At 27.9% G+C, this 24,320-nt stretch carries 18 protein-coding genes and 1 other annotated feature; of the genes, 1 reads left to right on the top strand and 17 read right to left on the bottom strand.

Going from position 1 to position 24,320, the window contains the following annotated elements; translation table 11 throughout:
• Positions 1 to 83: 83 nt before the first annotated feature.
• The 11 genes from IC218_RS06465 to IC218_RS06515 all read right to left on the bottom strand — a co-directional run bounded on the left by IC218_RS06465 (position 84) and on the right by IC218_RS06515 (position 12,322).
• Positions 84 to 2,723, bottom strand: coding sequence for a diguanylate cyclase domain-containing protein (locus tag IC218_RS06465; protein WP_227434916.1), 2,640 nt, complete (start codon positions 2,721 to 2,723; stop codon positions 84 to 86).
• Positions 2,724 to 2,908: 185 nt separating this feature from the next.
• The gene (locus IC218_RS06470; RefSeq protein WP_227434918.1) at positions 2,909 to 3,598 is read right to left on the bottom strand and encodes a Crp/Fnr family transcriptional regulator; all 690 of its coding nucleotides are present in this window, start codon (positions 3,596 to 3,598) and stop codon (positions 2,909 to 2,911) included.
• A gap of 62 nt (positions 3,599 to 3,660) precedes the next feature.
• Positions 3,661 to 4,509, bottom strand: a complete 849-nt coding sequence (locus tag IC218_RS06475; protein WP_227434919.1) for a MurR/RpiR family transcriptional regulator — start codon at positions 4,507 to 4,509, stop codon at positions 3,661 to 3,663.
• Positions 4,510 to 4,527: 18 nt separating this feature from the next.
• Complete coding sequence (locus tag IC218_RS06480) at positions 4,528 to 5,415, bottom strand: ROK family protein (protein WP_227434920.1); 888 nt, start codon at positions 5,413 to 5,415, stop codon at positions 4,528 to 4,530.
• 56 nt (positions 5,416 to 5,471) lie between these two features.
• The gene (locus IC218_RS06485) at positions 5,472 to 6,275 is read right to left on the bottom strand and encodes a sialate O-acetylesterase (RefSeq protein WP_227434922.1); all 804 of its coding nucleotides are present in this window, start codon (positions 6,273 to 6,275) and stop codon (positions 5,472 to 5,474) included.
• Positions 6,276 to 6,437: 162 nt separating this feature from the next.
• The gene (locus IC218_RS06490; RefSeq protein WP_227434923.1) at positions 6,438 to 6,890 is read right to left on the bottom strand and encodes a YhcH/YjgK/YiaL family protein; all 453 of its coding nucleotides are present in this window, start codon (positions 6,888 to 6,890) and stop codon (positions 6,438 to 6,440) included.
• Between the two features lie 157 nt (positions 6,891 to 7,047).
• Complete coding sequence (locus IC218_RS06495; protein ID WP_227434925.1) at positions 7,048 to 8,550, bottom strand: sodium:solute symporter; 1,503 nt, start codon at positions 8,548 to 8,550, stop codon at positions 7,048 to 7,050.
• A gap of 33 nt (positions 8,551 to 8,583) precedes the next feature.
• Positions 8,584 to 9,465 (bottom strand): N-acetylneuraminate lyase, encoded by an 882-nt coding sequence (locus IC218_RS06500; RefSeq protein WP_413927320.1) that lies wholly within the window; start codon positions 9,463 to 9,465, stop codon positions 8,584 to 8,586.
• A gap of 50 nt (positions 9,466 to 9,515) precedes the next feature.
• A complete protein-coding gene (locus IC218_RS06505) occupies positions 9,516 to 10,187 on the bottom strand; it encodes an N-acetylmannosamine-6-phosphate 2-epimerase (protein WP_227434926.1) in 672 nt (223 codons plus the stop codon).
• A 257-nt stretch (positions 10,188 to 10,444) separates the two neighbouring features.
• Positions 10,445 to 10,936 (bottom strand): zinc ribbon domain-containing protein, encoded by a 492-nt coding sequence (locus tag IC218_RS06510; protein WP_227434928.1) that lies wholly within the window; start codon positions 10,934 to 10,936, stop codon positions 10,445 to 10,447.
• 21 nt (positions 10,937 to 10,957) lie between these two features.
• A complete protein-coding gene (locus IC218_RS06515; protein WP_227434929.1) occupies positions 10,958 to 12,322 on the bottom strand; it encodes a hypothetical protein in 1,365 nt (454 codons plus the stop codon).
• A 344-nt stretch (positions 12,323 to 12,666) separates the two neighbouring features.
• Here IC218_RS06515 and IC218_RS06520 point away from each other — a divergent pair, with 344 nt between their 5' ends.
• Complete coding sequence (locus IC218_RS06520; protein WP_227824048.1) at positions 12,667 to 13,842, top strand: GGDEF domain-containing protein; 1,176 nt, start codon at positions 12,667 to 12,669, stop codon at positions 13,840 to 13,842.
• A gap of 274 nt (positions 13,843 to 14,116) precedes the next feature.
• Here IC218_RS06520 and IC218_RS06525 read toward each other — a convergent pair whose 3' ends face one another.
• The 6 genes from IC218_RS06525 to cspBA all read right to left on the bottom strand — a co-directional run bounded on the left by IC218_RS06525 (position 14,117) and on the right by cspBA (position 24,253).
• Positions 14,117 to 16,051 (bottom strand): YARHG domain-containing protein, encoded by a 1,935-nt coding sequence (locus IC218_RS06525; RefSeq protein WP_227824049.1) that lies wholly within the window; start codon positions 16,049 to 16,051, stop codon positions 14,117 to 14,119.
• 183 nt (positions 16,052 to 16,234) lie between these two features.
• Positions 16,235 to 16,693 carry a hypothetical protein gene (locus IC218_RS06530; RefSeq protein ID WP_227824050.1) on the bottom strand — a complete coding sequence of 153 codons (459 nt, stop codon included), beginning with the start codon at positions 16,691 to 16,693 and terminating at the stop codon, positions 16,235 to 16,237.
• A 176-nt stretch (positions 16,694 to 16,869) separates the two neighbouring features.
• Positions 16,870 to 18,267 (bottom strand): asparagine--tRNA ligase, encoded by a 1,398-nt coding sequence (asnS, locus tag IC218_RS06535; protein ID WP_227824051.1) that lies wholly within the window; start codon positions 18,265 to 18,267, stop codon positions 16,870 to 16,872.
• Between the two features lie 75 nt (positions 18,268 to 18,342).
• Positions 18,343 to 18,577: a binding site (T-box leader), on the bottom strand.
• A 289-nt stretch (positions 18,578 to 18,866) separates the two neighbouring features.
• On the bottom strand, positions 18,867 to 19,061 hold the full coding sequence (locus IC218_RS06540) for a CDIF630_02480 family spore surface protein (protein ID WP_227437266.1): 195 nt from the start codon (positions 19,059 to 19,061) through the stop codon (positions 18,867 to 18,869).
• A gap of 110 nt (positions 19,062 to 19,171) precedes the next feature.
• Positions 19,172 to 20,845 (bottom strand): bile acid germinant receptor pseudoprotease CspC, encoded by a 1,674-nt coding sequence (gene cspC / locus IC218_RS06545; RefSeq protein WP_227437268.1) that lies wholly within the window; start codon positions 20,843 to 20,845, stop codon positions 19,172 to 19,174.
• Positions 20,846 to 20,854: 9 nt separating this feature from the next.
• Complete coding sequence (gene cspBA / locus IC218_RS06550; RefSeq protein ID WP_227437270.1) at positions 20,855 to 24,253, bottom strand: bifunctional germination protease/germinant receptor pseudoprotease CspBA; 3,399 nt, start codon at positions 24,251 to 24,253, stop codon at positions 20,855 to 20,857.
• Positions 24,254 to 24,320: the final 67 nt, after the last annotated feature.

Consider the following 24,320-nt stretch of genomic DNA (forward strand, 5'->3'; position numbering starts at 1 on the left):
TCATATCAAGATAGTTAAAATATTCTTATTCAACTTAATATTCTTTATATTAAAAATTTAAGCCCTCCATTTGCATTTAAACTTTAAATAGAGTCATTAAATATAATAAATCTATCTTTTCCTTGATTTTTTGAATGATAAAGAGCTTTATCTGCTTTTTCATATAATTCAATAAAAGTTGTTCCATGATTTGGCATAATAGATATTCCAATACTACAAGAAACTTTATATGACTTATTTTCTCCAGTATAATAATTTCTAAATGCATTACATAGCTCAATCGCTTTGTTTTCAATAAATTTTATATTCTTCATATTTTTTATGAAAACTACAAACTCATCTCCACCAATACGTCCAATTATATCATCCTCTCTAAAAATAGAAGTTAATTTTTTTGATACTTCAACTAATACTTTATCACCAAAGACATGCCCTAAATTATCGTTAATAGCTTTGAAATCGTCTAAATCAATAATAAAAAATGCATGACTACTTTCTTTAACTCTGTCTAAACTCAAAAATCTCTTTATTAGAGTTTCAGTTGTACCTTTATTATAAATTCCTGTTAATATATCACGTTCAGCTTTAAATTTAAGCTCAATCTCTTCTTTTTTCTGTTTGTCTATATCTTTAATGTACGCAAATCCTTTAAGTTGATTGCTTTGGGGGTCTTTAAGTAAATGCATTGTACAAAGTTCCCATAAAATCTTACCATTAATGTCATATCTTCGATACTCTAACTTTAACTCATTTACTCCCTTATTATATGAATCTAAGACATTTTCATAATAAAATACTTTTTTAAAGTTTTCCCTATCTGAAATAAAAACTATATCGTCAACAATAGCCTCCATTACTTCAGAATATTTTCCAGCAGGTCTTAAGCCTAAATTGTTATCAGGCTTTATATTACTTGATATAAATTTATCTTGAGAAAAATTAATTTCATATATAGCAATTGCTTCAGACAACATAGCTTTTCTATATTGCTCTTCTTGATTATATTGCATTTCAGCTTTTTTTTGCTCATTTATGTCTTCTAGTAGACCTATCGCTCTAATTGGAATTTCTGCTCCATTAAATAGATTCGTTAGAGTCATTCTATTCCATATATATTTTCCATTGACTAGTCTTGTTTTTATTACAGATACTACACTTTCTTCACCTTTTTCCATTTTATTAAAAGATTCTTTAAACACATCAACAAAGTCAGGATGTATTATCCCAGAATCTATAAAATATTCTATGCCATTTTCAATATTTTTTTGTAATCCATATATTAAAGAGACATCACTAGAGACATGTATAGATTTTGTATGCATATAATAGTCAAATACTATGTTAGAAGTCTTGGATAAGGCTATTCTAAGCCTTTCTTCATTAATCTTAAGTTCTTCTTCTACTTTTTTTAAATCTGTTATATCAACCAACACACAGTAGAAATACTCTTTTCCATCAGAATCTTTTATAAGCTCACACTTATTTACAACCCACACAAAATTCCCACTCTTAGTAATCATTCGATACTCTATTTCAACTACTTTTGATTCTAATATTTGAAGTGCAAATTCATTTTTCACTCTATCTACATCATCTTTATAAATTACATCATAAAAATTATTATTAAACATGGATTTTATCTCTTCTTTAGTATATTCAAACAGGTTAATAAATCCATCACTTAAAAACACAAATTCATATTTTTCACCTACACTACATTTAAAAACACCTCCTGGTATATTGTTAGTGAGTGAAGATATCTCTAGATTTGCTTTTACAAGCTTTTCTTTGGATTTTTTCTCTTTATAAAATACAATTAAAATCAAAATTGAAAGTGCTATGAAGTTTTTAGTTGTTAATATAATTGCAAGTTTGTTTATCTTAGAAATCTCTTTCACTATCAAAGTCTTTGGAATAAAAGACAATACATACCAATCATTTATACCAACTGGAGTATACGTGGCATATTCCTCTTTTCCTTTGAATTTATATTCTAAAAATCCACTTTTCTTATTTGATATATCTTCAATAAAGTTTTTATAACTGTAATCTTCTCTAACATAAATAAAATCAAAAAAATCGCTAACATTATTTATGGTGTCATCAGTTTCTCCTGGAGTAGATTTTAAGACAAGATTTCCTGATTTTTCAAATATATATGTACTTCCTTCTCCATTAAAACTAGTCACATCTATAAATTCACTTAATTTACTTGTATAATAAGAACCATACAGAACACCTATCACTTTACCATTTTTGTACATAGGAGATGCTACTATAAAACTATTTTCATTGTTAACAGATGATTTTATGATTTCTGAAATATTGCTTTCCCCTTTCATTGCTTTCTTAAAATAGCTATGTTGTGATATATTATAGACCTTTCCATCACCTGTATAGGCTGTACCATCTGGATATGCAATATAGATTTTTTCAAAATCAGATTCCTTTGATACATCATTTAGCAATTTCATTATATCTTCTTTCTTCATACCCTCTGACTCTGAAATAATTTTAGAAATACTATTTATAAACTTTGTTAGTGAGTTAAGCTTAACATTTATAGTATTTGAACTTTGCAATGACAACTCTTCTAAATGCATCTTTTTACTTTTTTCTACTAATGAATTAACATTATAGGTAAAATCCCAAAGAGAAAACATCACAAATACACATATAAAAATCAAACCTAAAGCATAACCTATGAATTTTTTATTTTTCATTTTGATACATCCCTTTCTGAGTATAGAAGCTGTGTCAACATCTGTATATTTACTGTTCATATTAAATTAATTATACTATCAGAATTAAGCTGTTTCAATAAACTTAAGGCAAATATTATCATTTTAGATAAATAAAAAAGAATCTATGGATAGATTCTCTTAATAATATCTTTATTTAATTATAATTAATTATTTTTAAAGTATTTTGATAGTTCGGCTTCTTTTACATAAAAACCTTTATTATCAATCTTTATAAGTTCTTCTTTTTGCAATACTTTTATCATTCTAGAAACTGTCTCTCTTTTACAGCCAAGCATATCAGCTAAATATGTAACTGTAAGATTTACATTTAATAAGGTCCATTCTCCACAATAAATTCCAAACTCTTTACTTAATCTATACAATTTTGCTGCTAATTTCTTATCTACTTTTATAGATATTGAATTTTTTAACTGTCTATATAAACGTCTTGTCCTTCTCTCCATATAAGAAATAATATCTTTTGTAAGCTGAAAATCATTTTTCATAATTTCTGTAAATTCTTCAATGCTATAATAAGACACAATTGAATTTTCAAATGCCTCACATCCAACAGCAGAATTCTTCGTAAAATCAAAGGTAATGTCATTTATAATTTCTCCATTATTTAATATAAAAATCACCTTTCTCTCACCATTTTCGCTTATCTTAAAAATAGATACTTTCCCATCTAAAAGTACGTATACTCTGTCCAATTGTTCTTTTTCATAAAATAAAATTTCTTTTCTTTGTAATCTTTTTAGTTTAGCTTTTTCCTTAAGTTGATTCTTAGTTTCACTACATAAATTATTAAAAAGTATTACTTTGTCAATATCATAGTCTTTTAATTTAGACATGTAAAATCTCCCCATTACTAAATTTTTAAGAAAACCACATAAAGTATTACAAATATCTGATTTTATTCATTTTTAAACAGTTTTATAGCATTTGTAGTCTTGATTTTTCTTTCAATAGCTTCATTTGAAAGTTCTTTTACTACCTGTGTATATACTAAATCAATAATAAAAAATTGTGCCAATTTAGAGGATATTGAACCAGTTTCCAATACAGTTTCCCCAGATACATAAGATAAGTGCACATCTGAAATATCCTTTAATTCAGAATTTTTATTTTCAGTAATAGATATAATTTTAGCATTATTAGCTCTCGCAAGTTTTACAGTTTTTATAATTTCTTCAGTTTCCCCAGAATGAGAAATTGCAACTATTAAATCTCCTTCTTCCATTATAGAAGACATCATTATCATAGTATGACTACTATCAAAACTTACACAATTAAGCCCAATTCTCATAAACTTATAGTTTGAATCTTGTGCTATTATACCTGAATATCCAATACCAATAAAGTAAACCTTTTTAGCATTTATTATAAGTCTTGCACAGTCATGAACATCTACACTATTGATTATCTCAACAGTATTCTCTAAAGTAGTTATATTTGAGTTTAAAAGTTTCTTGGCTGTATCTAAAGCTGGCTCATCATTTTGTATATTCTTATTTATAATATTTTTTTTATTACTACTTGATATTTCTTGCGCTAAAGTAACTTTAAAGTCTTGCAACCCATTAAACTTCATTTTTTTAACAAATCTAGTTATAGTTGCTTCACCAATATTACTCTCTTTAGCAATTTGTGATATTGGTTTATAAAATACATCCTCTATATTTTCCTTTATATAAGCTATCAATAATTTATCTGACTTTGTAACTTTAAAAGCTGGTGATTCCAATTGTTCTAAAATACTCATTAAAAAACCTTCTATTCTCTATATTTTGTTTAAAAAATTATACAATGCCCCAAGCATACCTGCATCATTTTGTCTCTTTGCAAATTCTACATTAGTATTTTTATAAACTCTTTCTATAAGAATCTCCTTTAATGCTCTATCTATTTTAGGTTTTAGAAATTCTTCTTGTGCCATTATTCCACCACCTAAAATTACAACTTCAGGATTTATTACATAACATATATTTGCAATACCAATTGCTAATGATTTTATCATATTATCCAATTCTTTTAAACAATCTTCGTCATTATTCTTTGCTAAATCAAAAATTATTTTCCCATTTAGGTCATTTTCATCCATATTTTTTATTTTTGCTAATTTTTTTACCAAACTACTAGTTGATGCTAGTTCTTGGAAAGTACTTCCATTCATATTCATATATCCTACTTCACCAGCACTATTACTAAATCCATTTATAAGCTTATTATTTATTATAACACAACCACCAATACCAGTACCTATTGTCATACATATAGAAGAAGTTGCTCCCTTACCTGCTCCAAGCCACATTTCACCAAGGCCAGCACAATTAACATCATTTTCAACTTCACATTTTATATTAAATTCTTTTTCTATCTCTTTCTTTAATTCCATACCTTTATAGTTTGGAATTAATTCTTCTAACGCAAATACTATCCTACCTTCAATTGGGTCAACCATACCTGCAGTTGATATACATATCCCATCAATATTGTTTTCTTTCATATATTTTTTAACTATTTTCTTTATTTTAGATAATATTCCTGGTCCACCTTTTTCTTTTGCTTCAGTATCTAAACTGGATTTATCGATTATTAACCCATCTTCTCTAATAAATCCATATTTTATTGAAGTACCTCCAATATCTATACAAACGTAATTTTTCATAACATATCTCCATACAAATTATTTTTATAACCAATATTACTAATTAAAATTTTATATTACATGAATTTTTTATTTATTTTTTCCAACTCACAGATATATTTTCTCGCTTCTGATAAATCTATGGTATCCTTTAATATAATTTTTTTCTCAGTTATATGATATTTATAAATATTCTTACATAAATCTTCTCCCAACATATTAAGACCTTCTTGACTATAATGTACATCATCAATAGTTAGACCTTGGTCATGAAATTTCATAGCAATTTTGCTTCCTATGCTTAATATGTCACATTCATTACAAGCAAATTCTTGTGCTGCTGCAATTCGTCTTGTTCTAACAAAATATTCATCTTCTCCAAGCCAATAACCAGTTAAACTAACAAACATTTTATCAATGATACATTCTTCCTTTAGTCTATATGCAATTTTTTTTAGACTCTCTTTATAGTATAAAACATCACTACCATACTTTGCATCACTTTCACCTTGAATCCAAATAACATATTTATTTGTTATTTTATAATTCTTGCTTAAAGTATTACACCCTGCATTAAATTTTTCTATAGTGTCATTTAAAAACCAGTTATTATCATGATTCCAATTTTTTATTCTTGACCCATCCTTTGCATTGTGTATAAAACAAACTTTATTACCAGTAAGTCTATTCCACTCATTTGAAAATGCAGGTGCTATAGTACCATCTCCTTCAGAAGTCTCTAATTCACATCTCATGTTTATAATCTCGTTGCTACTTAAGTATTCAAAACAATTCTCATTTGGAATAACACTGTCTTTTGGATTTCCTAAGCCTCTCGCATTACTTTGTCCTATTAATAAAAATACATCTATTTTATCCATAAATTAACTCCTCTATACAATTCTAAACCTTTTAATATCTATTTAAACTTTCTTATAAAAAACTAAGGCTGAAAATAGTAATCTAACTAAAATTTACGAAATATCACTAATCGCTGAAAGTTAAATCACTATTTTCAGCCTTAGTAGTTATATAAATTTTCATTATCTAACCAAAACCTTAAAAATAGCTTTTTTTATATTTTCTTTTTCTGAAACTTTTATTGCTGTCATATGTGCATCTTCTGGATAACATACTAAGAAATCACCTTTTCTAAGTTCAACATAGCCATTGTTTTTCCCATCAAGAGGCAAAAAGTCACTATCTTCTTCATATGTCTTTTGCTCTAAATTTTCTATAAAATTCAAATCTATTCTTTCGCATCCATCTAGCATCAAGTGTACATCTATATATTTCTTATGAGCTTCCCAGAATCTTTCTTCTTTTTCACAAGTTTTATACTCAACAATATTTACAAAGATATCATCACCATCTATTGTATGAGTCCCTTTTTCGTAATCTATCAATGAATTTTCTTTAGCATATTCAAAACACTTAAGTAAGTCTTCGTGTAATGTTGAATATGTCTTACTATGATTTATACTTCCAAATATCATAATCACTATCTCCCTATATAATTTTAAGTATATTCTACTTTCAGGTTTTTTACATATACAGTTCTTTATACATTCTTATAGAGTAGCTAGATTATTTATATATCTAATCACTCTAATCTAGCCACTCTATAGGATAATTTCTTATTTAAATTCTATATTATTTTTCATAATAAACTGTAGTTTCAGCTTTTGGTAAAGATACTTTTGCTTTAACCTTAGATTCTATTGCACTAAATACTGTTCCTACTACTACAGAAGTAGTTATTGTTATTAGAGAATAAGCCCAAGAAGTTACTTCTGGCATTCTATATTTTAGATAAACAACTAAAATTGCTGATACTGCAAATCCAATATATGCTCCCATTTTAGTTGCTCTTTTACAAAACGCACCAAGTACAAATATTCCTGCTAAAACTCCTAGAACTAGCCCCATAAAACTATTGAACCATTCATATGCTGACTTTATTTCTCCATTTGCTAAGATTATTGCAACAACTATAGAAAGTATACCTACTCCTAATGATATATATTGTGCAACCTTAGTTTGTCTTTCCATACTCATATCTTTTGTTATAATAGTTTGTATATCTAAAGTCCAGCTTGTAGCAACTGAATTAAGCCCTGTTGATAAAGTTGACTGAGATGCTGCATATATTGCTGCAAGTAGTATTCCTGTTATACCTACTGGTAATTCATAAGCTATATATGATGCAAATACTTGGTCTTGTTGAACTGTTTGTGCTAAATCTGGGTTTTGAGTATAGTATATAAATAAACAAGTTCCAATTAGATAAAATACTGTTGCAAGTCCCATTGATAAAACACCATTTCCATATGTCATTTTGTTAAGTTGTTTTATATCAGTTGTTGTAGTAAATCTTTGAACTATATCTTGACTTGATACATATGATGAAAAAGTATTAAGACCAGCTCCAACAAATATTATAAATGCACTTGTAGATAGTATGTTTTTATCAAACATAACTTCATTTGTTGCTAAGAACTTATGCCCACTTGTAAGAGTATCCATCACTGTTCCAAATCCGCCATTTATACTTGATATTAAATAAAATAGCGTACCTGTAACACCTACTATTAGTACCATGCCTTGTATAAAGTCAGTCCATAAAACAGCTTTTAATCCACCTGTATATGAATAAATTATTGCTATTACCCCCATAACTATTATTAACACATTTACAGGTATTCCTGTAAGACCTGCTAAAACTACTGATGGTAGATACATTATTATAGACATACGTCCTATTTGGTATATTATAAACATTAAAGCTCCAAGTACTCTAAGTCCTTTACTTTCATATCTCATTTCTAAGTATTCATATGCAGTATCTATCTCTAATCTACTGTATAAAGGTAAGAAGAATTTTATTGTTAAAGGTATAGCTATAAACATACCTAATTGTGCAAACCATAAAATCCATGTTCCACCATAAGAATTACCTGCTAGTGATAAAAATGATATTGGGCTTAATAATGTGGCAAATATTGATACTGATGTAACCCACCATGGAATAGTTCCATCACCTTTGAAGAACTCTTTTCCTTTCATTTCCTTCTTTGAAAATAACAATCCTGCAAATAAAACTGCCAATAAGTAAACTACTAGTATTGCAAAATCTATCCAAGTAAATCCTACCATTTGACCAATCCTCCCATACTAAAAGTATTTTTATTAAAAATACTTTCTGTATATTTCTTTCGCTCTTGATTTCATTTCATCAGTTGCTTCTTTCATAGGTTGTCTACAGTATCCAGCTTCAACGCCTTGTTCTTCAAGTAGTAATTTAATTGTTTGATATAGACCATTTCCTAATATATCTGTTATTAAATCATTTGTCACATGTTGTACTTCAAGTGCTTCTGATATTTTTTCACTCTTCGTTAGTTCAAATATTTGTCTAGCTCTGATACCGTTTACATTAAATGTAGAACCAATTGCCCCATCTACACCTAAAACTGTAGCTGGTAACATCATTTCATCAAATCCTGCAAATATTAATTTATTTGGGAATGTTTTTCTCATTCTTTCTAATAAGTAGAAATCTGCTGCTGTAAACTTAACACCTATTATTTTTTCATTTTCAAATAATTCTCCAAATTGATCTAAACTCATATCAACACCAGTTAAAAATGGTATAGAGTATATTATTAATCTATTGTCTACAGAATTTATTATTTTATTGTAATAATGTTTTATTTCTTCAAAATCGAATTTATAATAAAAAGGTGTAACAGCACTTATAGCATCATATCCTAAATCAGTTGTAAATTTAGCAAGCTCTACAGCTTCTTTTAAATTAACTGAACCAACTTGAGCTATTAACTTTATTTCTTCTTTTACTTCGTCCTTAGCTATTTCAAATATTTTTTTCTTTTCATCAGTTGAAAGCATGAAGTTTTCTCCTGTACTTCCTCCTACATAAAGACCATCTATTTTACAAACATCTATATTATGTCTAATTATTTGTCTTAACCCTTTTTCGTTTATATTTCCTTCCTTATCAAATGAAACTAATAATGCTGAATAAATTCCTTTCATATCTGTTGTTCTCATATCTTTACCTCCAATTTTAATTTTCAAATATAGTTAAATATAATTAATTTTTAATTAATTTCAATTGCTTTAACAAATTTTTCTGTTATCAATTGTGGTCTTGTTATTGCTGAACCTACAACTGATGAATGAACTCCAATTTCAAAGACTTTCTTTAAATCTTGAGGAGTATTTACTTTTCCTTCTGCTATTACAGGTATTTTTAAATCTTTAACCAATCTTTCCATCAATACAAAATCTGGACCCTCTAAAATTTCTGTATATGGAGTGTATCCAGATAATGTAGTTGAAACGCAGTCTACACCGTATTTTTGCGCCTTAACAGCTTCATCATAATTTGAAATATCAGCCATTACTAAAACATTATTTTCTTTTATATAATTTATAATTTCTTTTAAATCTTCATTGTTTGGTCTAACTCTATTAGTAGCATCCAGTGCTATCATCTCACATCCTGTTGCTAAAAGCTCATCTACTTCTTTTTTAGTTGGTGTTATATATATATCTGAATCTTCGTAATTTCTCTTTATAATACCTATAACAGGAAGTCCAGTAACTTTTTTTATTTCAATAATATCATCAACTCCTTGTGCTCTAATGCCAACTGCTCCGCCTTCTTGAGCAGCTTTAGCCATTCTACCCATTATAAAAGAACTGTGAAGAGGCTCATTTTCTAAAGCTTGGCATGATACTATTAGTCTTCCCTTTACCTTATCTAGCATTTTTTCGATTACCTCATTTCTGAAATTTATTTTCTTAATTTATGTATTAATAATAACATGAAAACTTTTTCTTTGCAATATTTTTTCATATTTTTTTATTAATTCTATTTTTTTATAGATTTATTCCAAGTATTTCCTTATATTTCACAGTTTTAAGAAAATTTATTTCATTTTTTTGGTTTTTATTTTCATTCCTATATAGATACAAATGATTTCAATAAAAAAACCCATGTATATAATACATAGGTTCCCCAATATTACTCTAAATCCATAATAATTTTTCTACCACAACATGGACAAAACTCAGATTCCGAATCTACTTCACTTTCACAATAACCACAAACTATAAAATTATCGCAATCATTATCTAATTCAAATTTTTTACCACATTCAGCGCAATATTTGTCATTTATATTTCCAATATAGCCACATTCACAAGTTACATTGCTTTCTGCAATTTCCATATCATTAATTTCCATATTTTTTTCATAAATTATCTTATCAAGTTCTAATAACTCATCACAGAATTTATCAAAACACTCATCATCAATAGAATTTTCTCTAATTTTTTGATAAGTCAACATTCCCATTTCTAAAAATATTTTACTCTTCTTTTCTTGAATATCATCAATTTCTCTATTTATCTTTGATTTTTCTTTATATAATTCAATCTTAAATTTTCCATTACCAAATCTTTTCTTAACCTTAGAAAATTTATCATCTACTGTCTTTTTATTATTTTCTTCCACAGAAGTTTCCTCCAATCATATTTAATCAGCTGAGTTTAGCTTATATCCTATTAAAGATATCACAAAACTGTATATAAATGAAATTATAATAGTTGAGAACAATTTAAATTGCATAACTAGAGTTGTTCCATAGCTAGTTGTATTAAAGAAGTTAATATTACTATCAAGTATAAAAGTACTAAATAGAGCCAACATACCCATTAAAAATGCATAATATATACTAAATATTATTACAGGTTTAATATTATCTGTATCATATTTAAATCTTAATTTATATCCATTTAATAAAATTATTAATGCAGACAAAGCTCCCATTGCATAAAACATTAATTTAGTATCTCCAAATAAAGAGGATGAGCCTAAGCTAAGCATTGAAACTGTTGAATTTATTATTGTTACCGAAATTCCATTTGCAAAAGCCCACATGTAACTAGCAATTTGTGGCAATACAGCAAATAAATCGATACCACTTGAATATCCACTCATATTCAATTCATTTAAATAACTACTATCAGATATAGTTAATATAAAAAGTATTGCTAACACTAAAGCATAACCTAATATGAATATTTTAATAGCATTTGAAAAAAGGGACATATACATATTTTCTTTTTCATAGCTTTTTCTATAATTAGTTATATATGTACATATAAATCCTAATACAAATCCATTTAAAAGTGCACTAAAAAATTCATAACTATACTCTAAAGCATATCCATACTCTAGCATACTATGTGAGCTAGTTTTAACATTAGTAAAAGTACATAAAATAGCTAAAATTAATCCATAGAAAATTCCCACTCCAAGAGAATTGGCTAATGTAGTTTTTGAATCCTTACATCTTTTTCTCATAAAAATTAAATTTGATATAATTAATCCTAAAACAGGAATTATAAGTAATATTAACAATCCTATATTTGCACTTATAAATCCAGAACCCATCATAGTAGACATAGATACGCTAATTTGACCTAGATTAAGGGCTAACATTATATGTGCTGGATTTATCATGTAACTGATATCATTAAATTGAATAGTAATTATAGCCTTAAATATTAACGAAATAACAAGCAATATGAATATAGTTGAAAAAGTCGTTAAAAATATCCCTCTTGTATTTGCGTGATATGAGAGTTCTTTTATTTTAGATTTTAAGTCAAGTTTTGTTTCGCTCGATTTTAATGATACTATTTCATAAAGTTCATTTCCACAAAATTTACAGTAATTATCTTTAGGATTATTTTCTTTGTTGCAACTAGAACAAAGTTTATCTTCTTTAGTTTCAAGTGTAAGGTTATTATTTTTTATTTTTCTAGTTGGCTTACCTGTTTTTTTAGAATAGTTACTATATGAATAATTCATATTATCTATTTTTTTTTCATCCATTTTTTCCCTCCAAGTTTTACCATTGTCAATTATCAAATATAACTATATCATATAAAACTTAATTATACCTTAATTGGATATATTTATCTATTTTATTTGTCTTGTATTAGTATTTCATTATAATTGTCTAATATTCTAAAATAAATAACTTACTAATCTTAATTATAATAAAATACTAATACAAAATTTTATTTAATCTTAACTAATAAATACTATCTATTACAAATTTAGATTGTTACATATAACATATTTTGCTATAATTAAGTTATAAACAAAGTATTCCGAGTATCTAAGAAAAGAAGAGGAATACTTATTTTTATGTTTTATTTTTAATGGAGGCTTATATGAACTTAGAAAATTTTAAAAAATTCTTTGGATTCCCTCTAGATAAAAAATACAAAGAAAATGTTGAACGAGAACTTTGCAATTATCTTTATCATACAGGCAAAATTATTTGTATCATAATAATAATATCTCAACTAATTATGATGATATCAATATCAGCTAGAGATGGTGGTCCTTTTGCCACCCCAAGACGTCAATGGTATTTTTGTATGTATATAATACTATTTTGTATCTCTTTAATTTTTATGCTTGTTTTTTCTTATCTTTGGAATAAAAAAAAGGAACATTGTACTTATTATATAAACTTGTGGGTGATTTATGTAACATTTTTCTGCTTATGGGGTTGTGTAATTACTTTGCTTGACCAGTTAGGCGGAAATGATTTGAGTGTATTCAGTTATATAATGTTAACAGCTGCTGCTTTTTCAGTATTAAAATTAGGTCAATCAATAATAGTTTTTGGAGGATGTTTTTTATTCCTTAATCTACTCTTACCAGGAATTCAAACTGTATCAGGTAATGAGTTCAGTAATATTGTAAACACATTTTTTATAACATCACTTGCTATTTTTATTTCTACAATGTTATATAGAAGTCGTGTATTTACTTATTATGATAAAATGCTAATCCATCAACAATATGAAGAAATCTCCCATATGAATAATTTATTAAATCTTAAGGTTATGACTGATGACCTAACTAAAATGAATAATCGTAGGTATTTAGAAGATGTTCTTCAAAAAAAATTAAAGACCCATACAAAGCAAGAACCTATAACAGGAATGATGATAGATATAGATTATTTTAAACAGTTTAATGACACTTACGGACATCAAAAGGGTGACTACTGTTTACAGAATATTGCTAAAGTAATTTTAGATTTTACAAATTCTGAAAATTCACATGCTATCCGTTATGGTGGTGAAGAATTTTTTATATGTCTTTTCAATTGTGATGAGGAGAATGCTAAACTTAAATCCGAATATTTACGTAAGATTATAGAGTATTGTAATTTTGAACGTGATGACGTTCCTTCAAAATGTGTGACTGTTAGCATCGGAGTTCATACAAAGAAAGTTGAAGAATTAATAACTTTAAATGAATTTATAAGTTATTGTGATAAAGCTTTATATATTGCAAAAGAACAAGGTCGTAATCGTGTTGAGTTTTATTAGTAGTATAGAAACAAAGTATTAATCCTTATATTTATATTTTCTTAATAATAAATTTATTTTGTTCAAAATATTTGTATAATATTATGTAAACCTATAAATTAGCTTTTAGATTCATAATTATTAAATCTATAAATTATACTTAAGTCTAACTTATAGATTTAATAATTTTATATATAATTAATTCATGTTTAAAATTAATTCACATTTCAATTTTAATGTTTATAGACTATCTTATACTACACATTTAGACATGTATTTTAAAATTTCTTATAACTTAGTTTTCCATTTCCTTAATCAATGATACATTTTGTTTCTCTACAGAATTTAAAACATCTGTATCCGCTCCTATACTATAATCTGGCTGATACCATGACTTATTGCTAAAATAGCTTTTATAAGGTTCTTCTTTAAATACATATCCATATCTTGCAAATATTTCATTTCTTATATATGCTAACTCCTCTTTACTATAAAGCTCAAGTTCATCTTTAGTTAATACTCTAGAATCACTATCATATATAATATAATCATCATCATAACTTACTTCTTTATTTTTCAAATTCGAACTTGAACCTGAATTACTTTTAGTACTCTTTTTATCAGTATTTTCACTATTTTCCTTGTTATTTATACTCTTGATAAATTTCTCCGCGTCTTCTTTGGAAATTTTATTAAGTGTACCACTTACATTATTAGCTTGTAATGAAATTTCATTACTATTAAACTTAGTTATAGTAAATTTTTCCTTTGATAAAGTATCTTTTCCTTTTAATACTATGCTATTACTATCTGAACTTTCTACTTCATATTTAACTGTATAATTGCTTTCTTCTTCACTTTTACTATAAAGTTTTATCTTATTTGGCTCTTCAAATTCAAATATATTATATTCATCAGCTTTCCAAAAACCATTTAAGTCTTTTGGTTCTAAATTTTTAGAGTAAATCAATTTATTTCCTAAATAAATCTCTGAATATTTTCCTACATTGTTTATTTCTATATTGTCTTTCTTAGTTTTTAAATTATAAAAATGTATTTCCTTATTTTTAGTGGAATATGCTATATTCTCTGAATTAAATGAATAGCCAACAACATCACTTGCTATCCTGCCTTTATCTAAAAATAACTCACCACTTGATTTAATATAAAGTAATTTCTCATCATTAATAATAGATACATTAGAATTTTCTTTCATATCATTACCTATTTTTTCTTCTTCTTTATTATTTTTCTTAATATATACATCTCCATCAGAATTTGTAAATACAATTCCATCTTTAATAAAACTTACATAATTAATGTCTGATTTTATTTTATTAGACACCTCTTTACCTATTTCTTTCTCATATAATTCATCATCACTATTTATAAAATAAAATTTACTATCTCTATATTTATAAGACCGAACATCCGATGCTATTTTTTCACTAGCATTATTTTTGTACAAATATAATTCACCTTTCAAATCCTTATAATTATACTCACTTATATACATAATTTCTTCATCATTAGATTCTACCCCCCATAAATTTGATACATCTGAACTAATTTTGACCTTATCATTTTTATCTGCACTTTTTAAATATAGATTATCATCATTATTTATAAATATTACATCACCTTTATTATTTATAATATCAAAACTCTGTATATCAGTAGATATTTTTTCTTTATTTCCATCTTCTTTATATAGATATAACTCTTCATCTGTATTCATATAATATATGAATTTTCCATCTGTAGACATCCTATACAATACAACATCATTGGCTATTTTTTCTTTATCTTTTCCATCGTATTTTACATACAAGGATTTTTCTGATGATATATATGCTATAGTGTTTGAAGAAGGCATAAATTCATATGAATTAATTTCGTCAGAAGATAAATCTGATGCTATTTTTTCCTTTTCTTTTTTTAGATTATACTTATATAAATTATTTTCTTTATCTTGGATTAATATTGATTGTTCTCCATTTATATAATCTTTTTTAGTATATGTAGGTACATCTGATGCTATTTTTTCTTCATCCTTACCTTCTGTCTTTATGTATACATCTGTCATATCACCTGAGTTATTCTCATCATTTTTTAATAGTATAAGAGAATTATCTTTGTTTGCTTGCTTACCTTTAGAATCATTTTGTGAACTGCAACCTGTACATATAAGTGCCAAACTTAAAACTATAAACAACCCTTTCTTTAACATTATTACTCCCCCTCATGATAATGATAAAACTTTTTGTGTAATAAATATACTATTCAATAATTTTTTAGATTTAAATCACCTTACATATTTTTATACTATTTACATAAAGATAATGCTTAAATATAATTTATATTTAAACTTCCAAAAAATTACTCTACTAGTTATAGTATAGCACAATAAACGTTATCCAAGCACACCCACTATTGTCACTCCAAAAGCTTTTAGTGCCTCTTGAAGCACTTCATTTCCACCATAAGGATATCCAATAGGGTTAAAATAAAGTTTAGCAGTTTGTTCACCAATCATTTCGCAACCTTCTATTGTATAATCGCCAAGTCCAACTTCAGAAAACACAGTCTCAAAATCCCATGAAACAGACTTTATGTATTCCTGTCGATTCTCTTCATCCAGTAGTTTATAGTTCTCCCAAAACATTTTATTTTCTGCTTCTGTTGGCCACCAAAAATAATCTAATTCTTCTTTATTATAAAATTCATCTACTTTTTCTAAAATATAATATTCTAAATCCTCAATTTGTATACAATCATTTTTTATATCTGCTATATATGAAAATAAATTTTTTATTCGATTAAATATTTTTACATCATTCACATTAAATTTAATAAAACAAAAACTACACATTATTTATCCTCCTAGTATAAGCAACTTATAATTACATTGTATAATAAAATATGAACAAACAAACTACATATATTTGTAAACACAATAAAAATAACTTGTATGTATCTAAATCAGATAGCACACAAGCTATTTTATTATATCGAAAAATTATATAATCATATTATAGGTTATAATTATTAGAATTCAGCATTTTTAGGAGTTCTTGGGAAAGGTATAACGTCTCTTATGTTAGACATACCTGTCATATACATAATTATTCTTTCAAATCCAAGACCAAATCCAGAGTGAGTAGCAGTACCAAATTTTCTAAGTTCTAAATACCACCAGTAATCTTCTTCATTTAATCCCATTTCATGAATTCTATCTAATAGTACGTCTTCTCTTTCTTCTCTTTGAGAACCTCCAACTATCTCTCCAACACCAGGAACTAATAAATCCATTGCTCTAACAGTTTTCCCATCTTCATTCATTCTCATATAGAAAGCTTTTATATCTTTTGGATAATCTGTAACAAATACTGGAGAATTGTATATTTGTTCTGTTATATATCTTTCATGTTCAGTTTGAAGATCGCATCCCCATTCTACTGGATACTCAAACTCATGTCCTGATTCAAGTAATAGCTCTACTGCTTTAGTATATGTTATTCTAACAAATTCAGAGTTTACTATTTTATTTAGTCTTTCTAGCAATCCTTTATCTATAAAACTATTAAAGAATTCCATTTCTTCAGAAGCGTTTTCTAAAACATAGTTTATAACATATTTTATCATATCTTCTGCAAGTTCCATATTATCTTCAAGGTCTGCAAAAACTATTTCTGGCTCTATCATCCAAAATTCTGAAGCATGTCTTCCTGTATAAGAGTTTTCAGCTCTAAATGTAGGCCCAAAAGTATAGACATTTCTAAAAGAAAGTGCCATTATTTCGGCATTTAATTGCCCACTAACTGTCAAATTAGCTTCTTTACCAAAGAAATCTTGTGTATAGTCTATTTTCCCATCTTCCGTTTTTGGAATATCATTTAAATCCATAGTTGTTATTCTAAACATTTCTCCTGCACCTTCACAGTCACTACCTGTTATGATTGGAGAATGTGCATATACAAAGTTTCTTTCTTGAAAGAATTTGTGTATTGCATATGCAGCTATTGATCTTACTCTAAATACAGCTGAAAAAGTATTACTTCTTGGTCTTAAATGTGCGATTGTTCTTAAATACTCAAGTGTATGTCTTTTCTTTTGTAGTGGGTATGAACTATCTGATTCACCTTCTACAACTATATTTTTTGCATGTATTTCTACTGGTTGTTTAGCTCCTTCTGTAGATACCAACTCACCTTCTACAAGTATAGATGAACTTATTGCCAATTTACCTATCTCTTTAAAATTTTCAACTTTTTCATCAAATACTATTTGCATATTTTTAAAGAAACTTCCATCATTTAATTCTATAAATCCAAAGTTTTTAGATACTCTAGATGTTCTTATCCATCCAGCTACTTTTACAGTTTTTCCTATGTACTGTTCTTTATCTCTGTACAATTCTTTTACTGTTATAAATTCCTTTTGCATTTTAAAGCCTCCTAGTTTAATTTTTAGTAATTTTTTCTAAATATAATTCCATAAAAAAAGCCCTTCATCCCTGTATAAAGGGACGAAAGACTATTACTTTCGCGGTACCACCCTAGTTGTCATAAATGACCTCTTAGTTAAGCAATGCTTAAAGCCTATAACGGTGCCTTCCGTCTAAGTCTACTTGCTAAATAAGCTTTCGATTAGAAACTCCAAGATGTTCTTCAATATAAAACTTGTATTGAGCTTTCACCATCCTCAACTCGCTAAAACTACATTTTATATCTACTCTTCTCTTCACAGTATTTATCTTCTATTATTTCCGCTAATTAACAAAATTATACCAATTTATAAATTTTTAGTCAATAAATTTATACAATTGATATTTACTAGTCTTATATAATCTATAAATATTTATATACAAAAATTTATATTTTCCTTTCAAATATTTGTAAGTTACATTTTGCCTTCTGACACCTATAAAAAAAGTAAAGCAGTATACTGTTTATTAGCTTAAGTTTAACTTTAAGCTTTTTAAACTAATACTACTTTACTTAAATACAATAAATTATTTATTTTTGTTATCAAGTATAGAAGTCTTACAGTTTACTTCCATTGTCAACCCAATCTTTTGCTTCTTCAACACTATTAAGTGAAGGTATTGAAACTTTACTATGAGGTTTTAATTTTTCAACATCTGCCCAAGCTGCTGTTGATTCATTTCCAACTAGAAGCGGACTTCTAAGTCTTTTGTTATCATTACCTTTTAATGCTCTTGCTTTTTTACTTTCCAAAACTATCACCTCTATATATTTATTTTGTAATAGTTTTAGCAATTTTTCAAATTAAATTCATAAGTAAAATTTATAACAGATAAAATACCATTATTTACATATTTTTTTATTTATAAAGTATTTGCCATCTGTTGAATTGTATTTTTTAAATTTAAAATACCATATCCCTGTGAAACATTTGGATAAGTATATATATCGAGCTTCGTAGCTCCCAATATTAAATATGTTTTTAAAACTTGTGTAAACAACGATAACCTTGGGATATTATCTTGTTTTTCCAAATATTCCATTAATAAGGCTAAGACTCCACAAACTATTGAACTACTAACTCCTGTACCTGTTGCTGTATTGTAGGTTCCATTTTTATATGTAGATATTATATCTACTCCTGGCGCTACTATATCTGGCTTAATTCCCCTTCCTCTAATTGGCCCTTTTGATGAACCAATCCACATACTATCAGTCTTATTATTAAATGTACCAACTGTGATTACATCATCACCAGCAGCATACATAGTTATTGTAGCCACTGAGTCTGGGTCTAAAAATCTTGTATCTGGTGCTATCAAGTTTTTATTTGGTAAATATATATCATACTCTCCCCCTATTATAAGTTCTGGAGTTAGCCTCAAAGTCCACACACCAGGTTTTATATCTCTGAGTCTTATCTCTAGGCTTTCATTCCCAGAAGTAATATATGGATAGATGAATCTCATTGAATAAGTAGTATTTTCCAGATTAAACTTTCCTCTATATACATAAAAGTCTGGAGAATATCTTATATCATGACTAACCTCACCTGAAGGAGATATTATTTGTGCCCCTATCTTATCTGGACCATTTGTATTGAGTGTTATATCAAGTGCGTAATCGTCACCATCTTGTATTATTACATCTTGGACTTCATTTAAACTACTAAATCTTCCAGCATAATGAATATCTGTATTACCTTGATTACCTGCACCACTTACTACAACAACACCAGCACTACTTAATATATTAAATGTATCTAATATGGAAGTAGTTGCTACAGCACCTGACTTAACTCCAATAGTAAGATTTATTATTATAGGCTTATTTTCTGTTTTTGCTATATTAGTAACATATGTTATAGCTGCTAAAAAATCTGAAACACTATAATTTATCTTTCCAGCATAATAAGTATCTGTATATGATTTTAATTTAACCACTATCAAATCTGACTCTGTAGTTATACCTCTATATTGTGAATTTACTCTTCCATTTCCCACTAATATACCAGAAGCCAAAGTTCCAGTACCTATATTATCTTGACTTAAACTTCCATCATTTCTACTTATAGCTAAACTTAATTCACTTCTTGTAAATTCACTCCCAAAAATAAATCCTTCTGGTGGTGGATTTGTATTTTCTTCCTGATCCCATAATCGTAAAACCTTACTCGTTCCATCCGCATTTATAAAGTCAGGGTGTAAATAATCTATACCAGAATCTATAACTGCTAATAAAATCCCTCTTCCTGTTATATCATTATATGGATTCTCATAAATATACTCTGCTTCAGTAGCTGTTGTAATAGTTTCTCCATTATTCATATTATTAGTTATTTCAATTAAACTGCTCATTGGAGCAGATTCTTCCCACCAAGCAACCTGTAATATATTGTTTAAAATAGTTTCATCAAAATCCATAGGTACATATATTACTGCAAGCTGACTATTTAAAACCATATATTTATTTATTCCGTTTTCTTGAAGTGCAGTTTCTATATCACCTTGGTAAATTATACAATAAGATTTTTCCATAAATCCCTCCTATCTTAACACATCAAACATACCTCTAACATCCAAAGTTCCATATCCAGTACTCATATTTGGATACTCTGTAGTTTGGTTTTTTCTAGCTCCAGCCTGCATAAAAGTTTTTATTTTTTGAACATATGCTTGATTTGGATATCTTCTATCAACAAAAGTATATTGAAAATACATCGCAGCGGCTCCTGCAGCATGTGCACTAGCTGCTGCTGTCCCAGTTATAGTCGCATATGTATTTCCAGGATATGCAGCTATTATATTAACTCCTGGTGCTACTAAGTCTGGCTTTAATCTATCCTCAATAGTCGGCCCTCTTGATGAACTTTGCCACAAACTATTATTAATAGTATTATAAGCTCCTACAGTTATTAAATCATCTTGAACAGCTGGATAATTTATTGTATAAAAAGGGTCAACCTCTCTAAATCTAGTTCCACTTTTTAAAAGAGCCCTATTTGGAAGATACAAGTTATATATTCCATTTACAATATAAACTCCTACTAATCTAATCTTCCACACTCCTCTTTTAGCATTTTTCAGAGTAACATTGGTAAACTGCTGCCCTGAAAAAGTAGTTGGATATACATATGTTATAGAATACTCCGTTCCTTCTAAATCAAATAAACCTGTTATCCTATTATAACTTGATATTCCAACACTTTTACTTTCTTCACCAGTGGGAGACACTATTATTACATCTGCCTTATCTGGTTTATTCAGCCAAAGTTCAACTGATAATTCTTCTTCTTCTTCATTTAATTCCAACTCGACTTCAACGGAACTTCCTACATTTGGTATTATTCCAGATGTGTGTGTCTGAGTATTTCCCTCATTTCCAGCTCCTGCTGTTATACACAGCCCTCTAGTAAAAAATGCTTTTTCACTATTACTTCTATTGGTCAATCCAACTAAACTATTGCTACCCAAAGATATATTTATTACTAATGGTTTCCCAAGTTCTAAAGATTTTTTATATGCATACTGAGATGCAGCAAATAACATTGCACTATTATAAAATCCTTCTATCTTAGCAATTTTTATTATTATTAATTCAGCATCTTCAGCTATTCCTGCATATTCCTTATTTACATTACCAAGACCTGCACATATGCCACTTATCATAGTCCCTTGCCCAACTTCATCTTGAGATAGACTAGCATCATTTTCTGCAATTGCTCTATTAATATCTTCTCGTGTATATTCTGTCCCAATATAAAAACCTTCAGGTGGAGTTCCATTCTTTGTTTGGTCCCATAAAAAAGCTATTTTTGAGGTTCCATCTGCATATATAAAGTCTTTATGTAAATAGTCTATTCCTGTGTCAGCAATCGCTATAAGAGTACCTCTTCCTGTTATTGTTATATTGGGATTATTTTTAAAAAAATTTACACCTATTTCTTCGGTTGCAACTACACCACCAAAAGTACCTTGATTAATCTCTCCAAGCAGTGTCATCTTTATAGTTGATTCTGTCCTTATAACTGATGGAAGTTCCAAAACTCGTTGTATGCTATTATAGTCTGTAGTGTTTATAGATAATACACCAAATGAGTCACTTAGCTTAAGAAATTCTTGACTCATACCCAATGAGGCTAACTCATCTTCAAATTCAGGAGTATGAATTACATTTATTCCTGCCAATGTTCCTGATTGTCTATCCATATTTTCACTTATAAAATCCTCCAACTTTAAATCATCGTTTCTCTGAGAATTATAATTTTCTATAACTCTATAATTATTTTCTTCATCTTTAAACGACTTATTAGTGCTTCTATATCCAATGTCTTCTGTTTCTAAGTCTTGATTTATACTAGATAAAGTATACAAATCTATGTCTGATAAACTTAAAAAACCAAATCCCGATGAATTATTTGGATATGACTGATTACTTGTTCTTCTTGCTCCCCTAAGAAGCAATGCTCTTAACTTTTGCGAATATAAAAACAAATCATTTCCATTTACAATTCCCCATTCCATAAACAACGAACAAACTCCTGTAACATGAGGAGTGGCCATGCTCGTTCCAGTTAATGCTCCACTGGTACCTCCTGGTAAAAAAGATATTATATCTTCGCCTGGAGCTAATAAATCTGGTTTAAATACACCCAATTGTGTATCTCCCTCGCCAGAAAATATAGATACTATATCTGTTCTTGAATTGAAACTTCCTACAGTTATAACTCTACTTGCTGTTCCGGGAACTGTAACAGTAAGTTCTTGAGTAGGAATCAAAAATCTCGTGTTTCTATTTAATCCCTCAGAAGTTGGTAGATATATGTTTACATTACCAGTTACAATATCTATAGGTTCAAATACGATTCTCCATAGACCAGGATTTATCTGTGTATTTGAACTTAATTGCAATGTAACTCTTCTAGTAAGAGAATATGGTGCTATAGGATAAAAATAACCAGTAATTCTTGTATCTCCTAAAGTATTTCTTATTTCACCTGAAGTTAGAGAAATTGATTGTGTCTGGCTATTCGATGGACTTACTAAATGTACACTAAAGTCATCAATAAAATCTGGCCATATGTTTATATTTAATATACGCTCTCCTTCTCCAATTACAAACTCAACTTCTTCTGTAGTATTATTTTGAAGCCTAATCCTTTTATGTCCTCCCTTATCTGCATTATTACCAGCCGCTACCACTATATTATTTTTCCAAAATAAACACATATCATCTATATACTGCTCAAATAAAGAAGTCCCTCTATGTGAGCCTTCATTACTTCCATAACTTATATTTAATGTAACAGGCATTCTTAATTCTAATGCCCTATCTAAAATAAATTTAATCGCCCTCATAAACTCTGTACTTCTTGAAAAAACATCTGTCTGTATATTTCCAACCCTTACTACTATTATCCTAGCATCGCTTGCAATGGTTGAACAAATACCTGCAACATGTGTACCATGTAGACTAGTCGTTGAGATAGGTATATATGTATTACCAGCTATTGCATTATTTATATCTTCATTATTATATAAGGTTCCTTCTTTAAAACCTGCTGGAGGATTTCCTTGTATAGACTGGTCCCAATAGTATAATATTTTGGACTTTCCTTCGCTATCTCTAAATACAGGCAAAGTATAATCTATACCTGAATCAATTATACCAATTATAGTTCCTTTTCCAGTTAATCCTGTTCTATTTTTAAAACCTGTTATCCCTGTGCTTGAAAAACTTTGTATGTCTTGAGTTTGTAATATAAAAGGTTTTTCTATAAACTCTATTTCTGGATAAGTCAGTAATCTATTTATATCTTCTTCATCACTTGATGTTATTATCGCATAGGAAGCATTAAGTATTTCTACTGAAACACCTAATTCTTGCTCTAATCTTAATATATCTCCATTGTATTTTACGATTAATTCATAATTTATTATAATCACCTCAATTTCTAAAATTATTATTAATGTATATGTTTTTTGTAAGTCTAAAATGTATTAGACTACATAA

The sequence above is a fragment of the Clostridioides sp. ES-S-0005-03 genome, from assembly GCF_020658455.1.
In the GTDB taxonomy this organism is placed as follows: Bacteria; Bacillota; Clostridia; order Peptostreptococcales; family Peptostreptococcaceae; genus Clostridioides.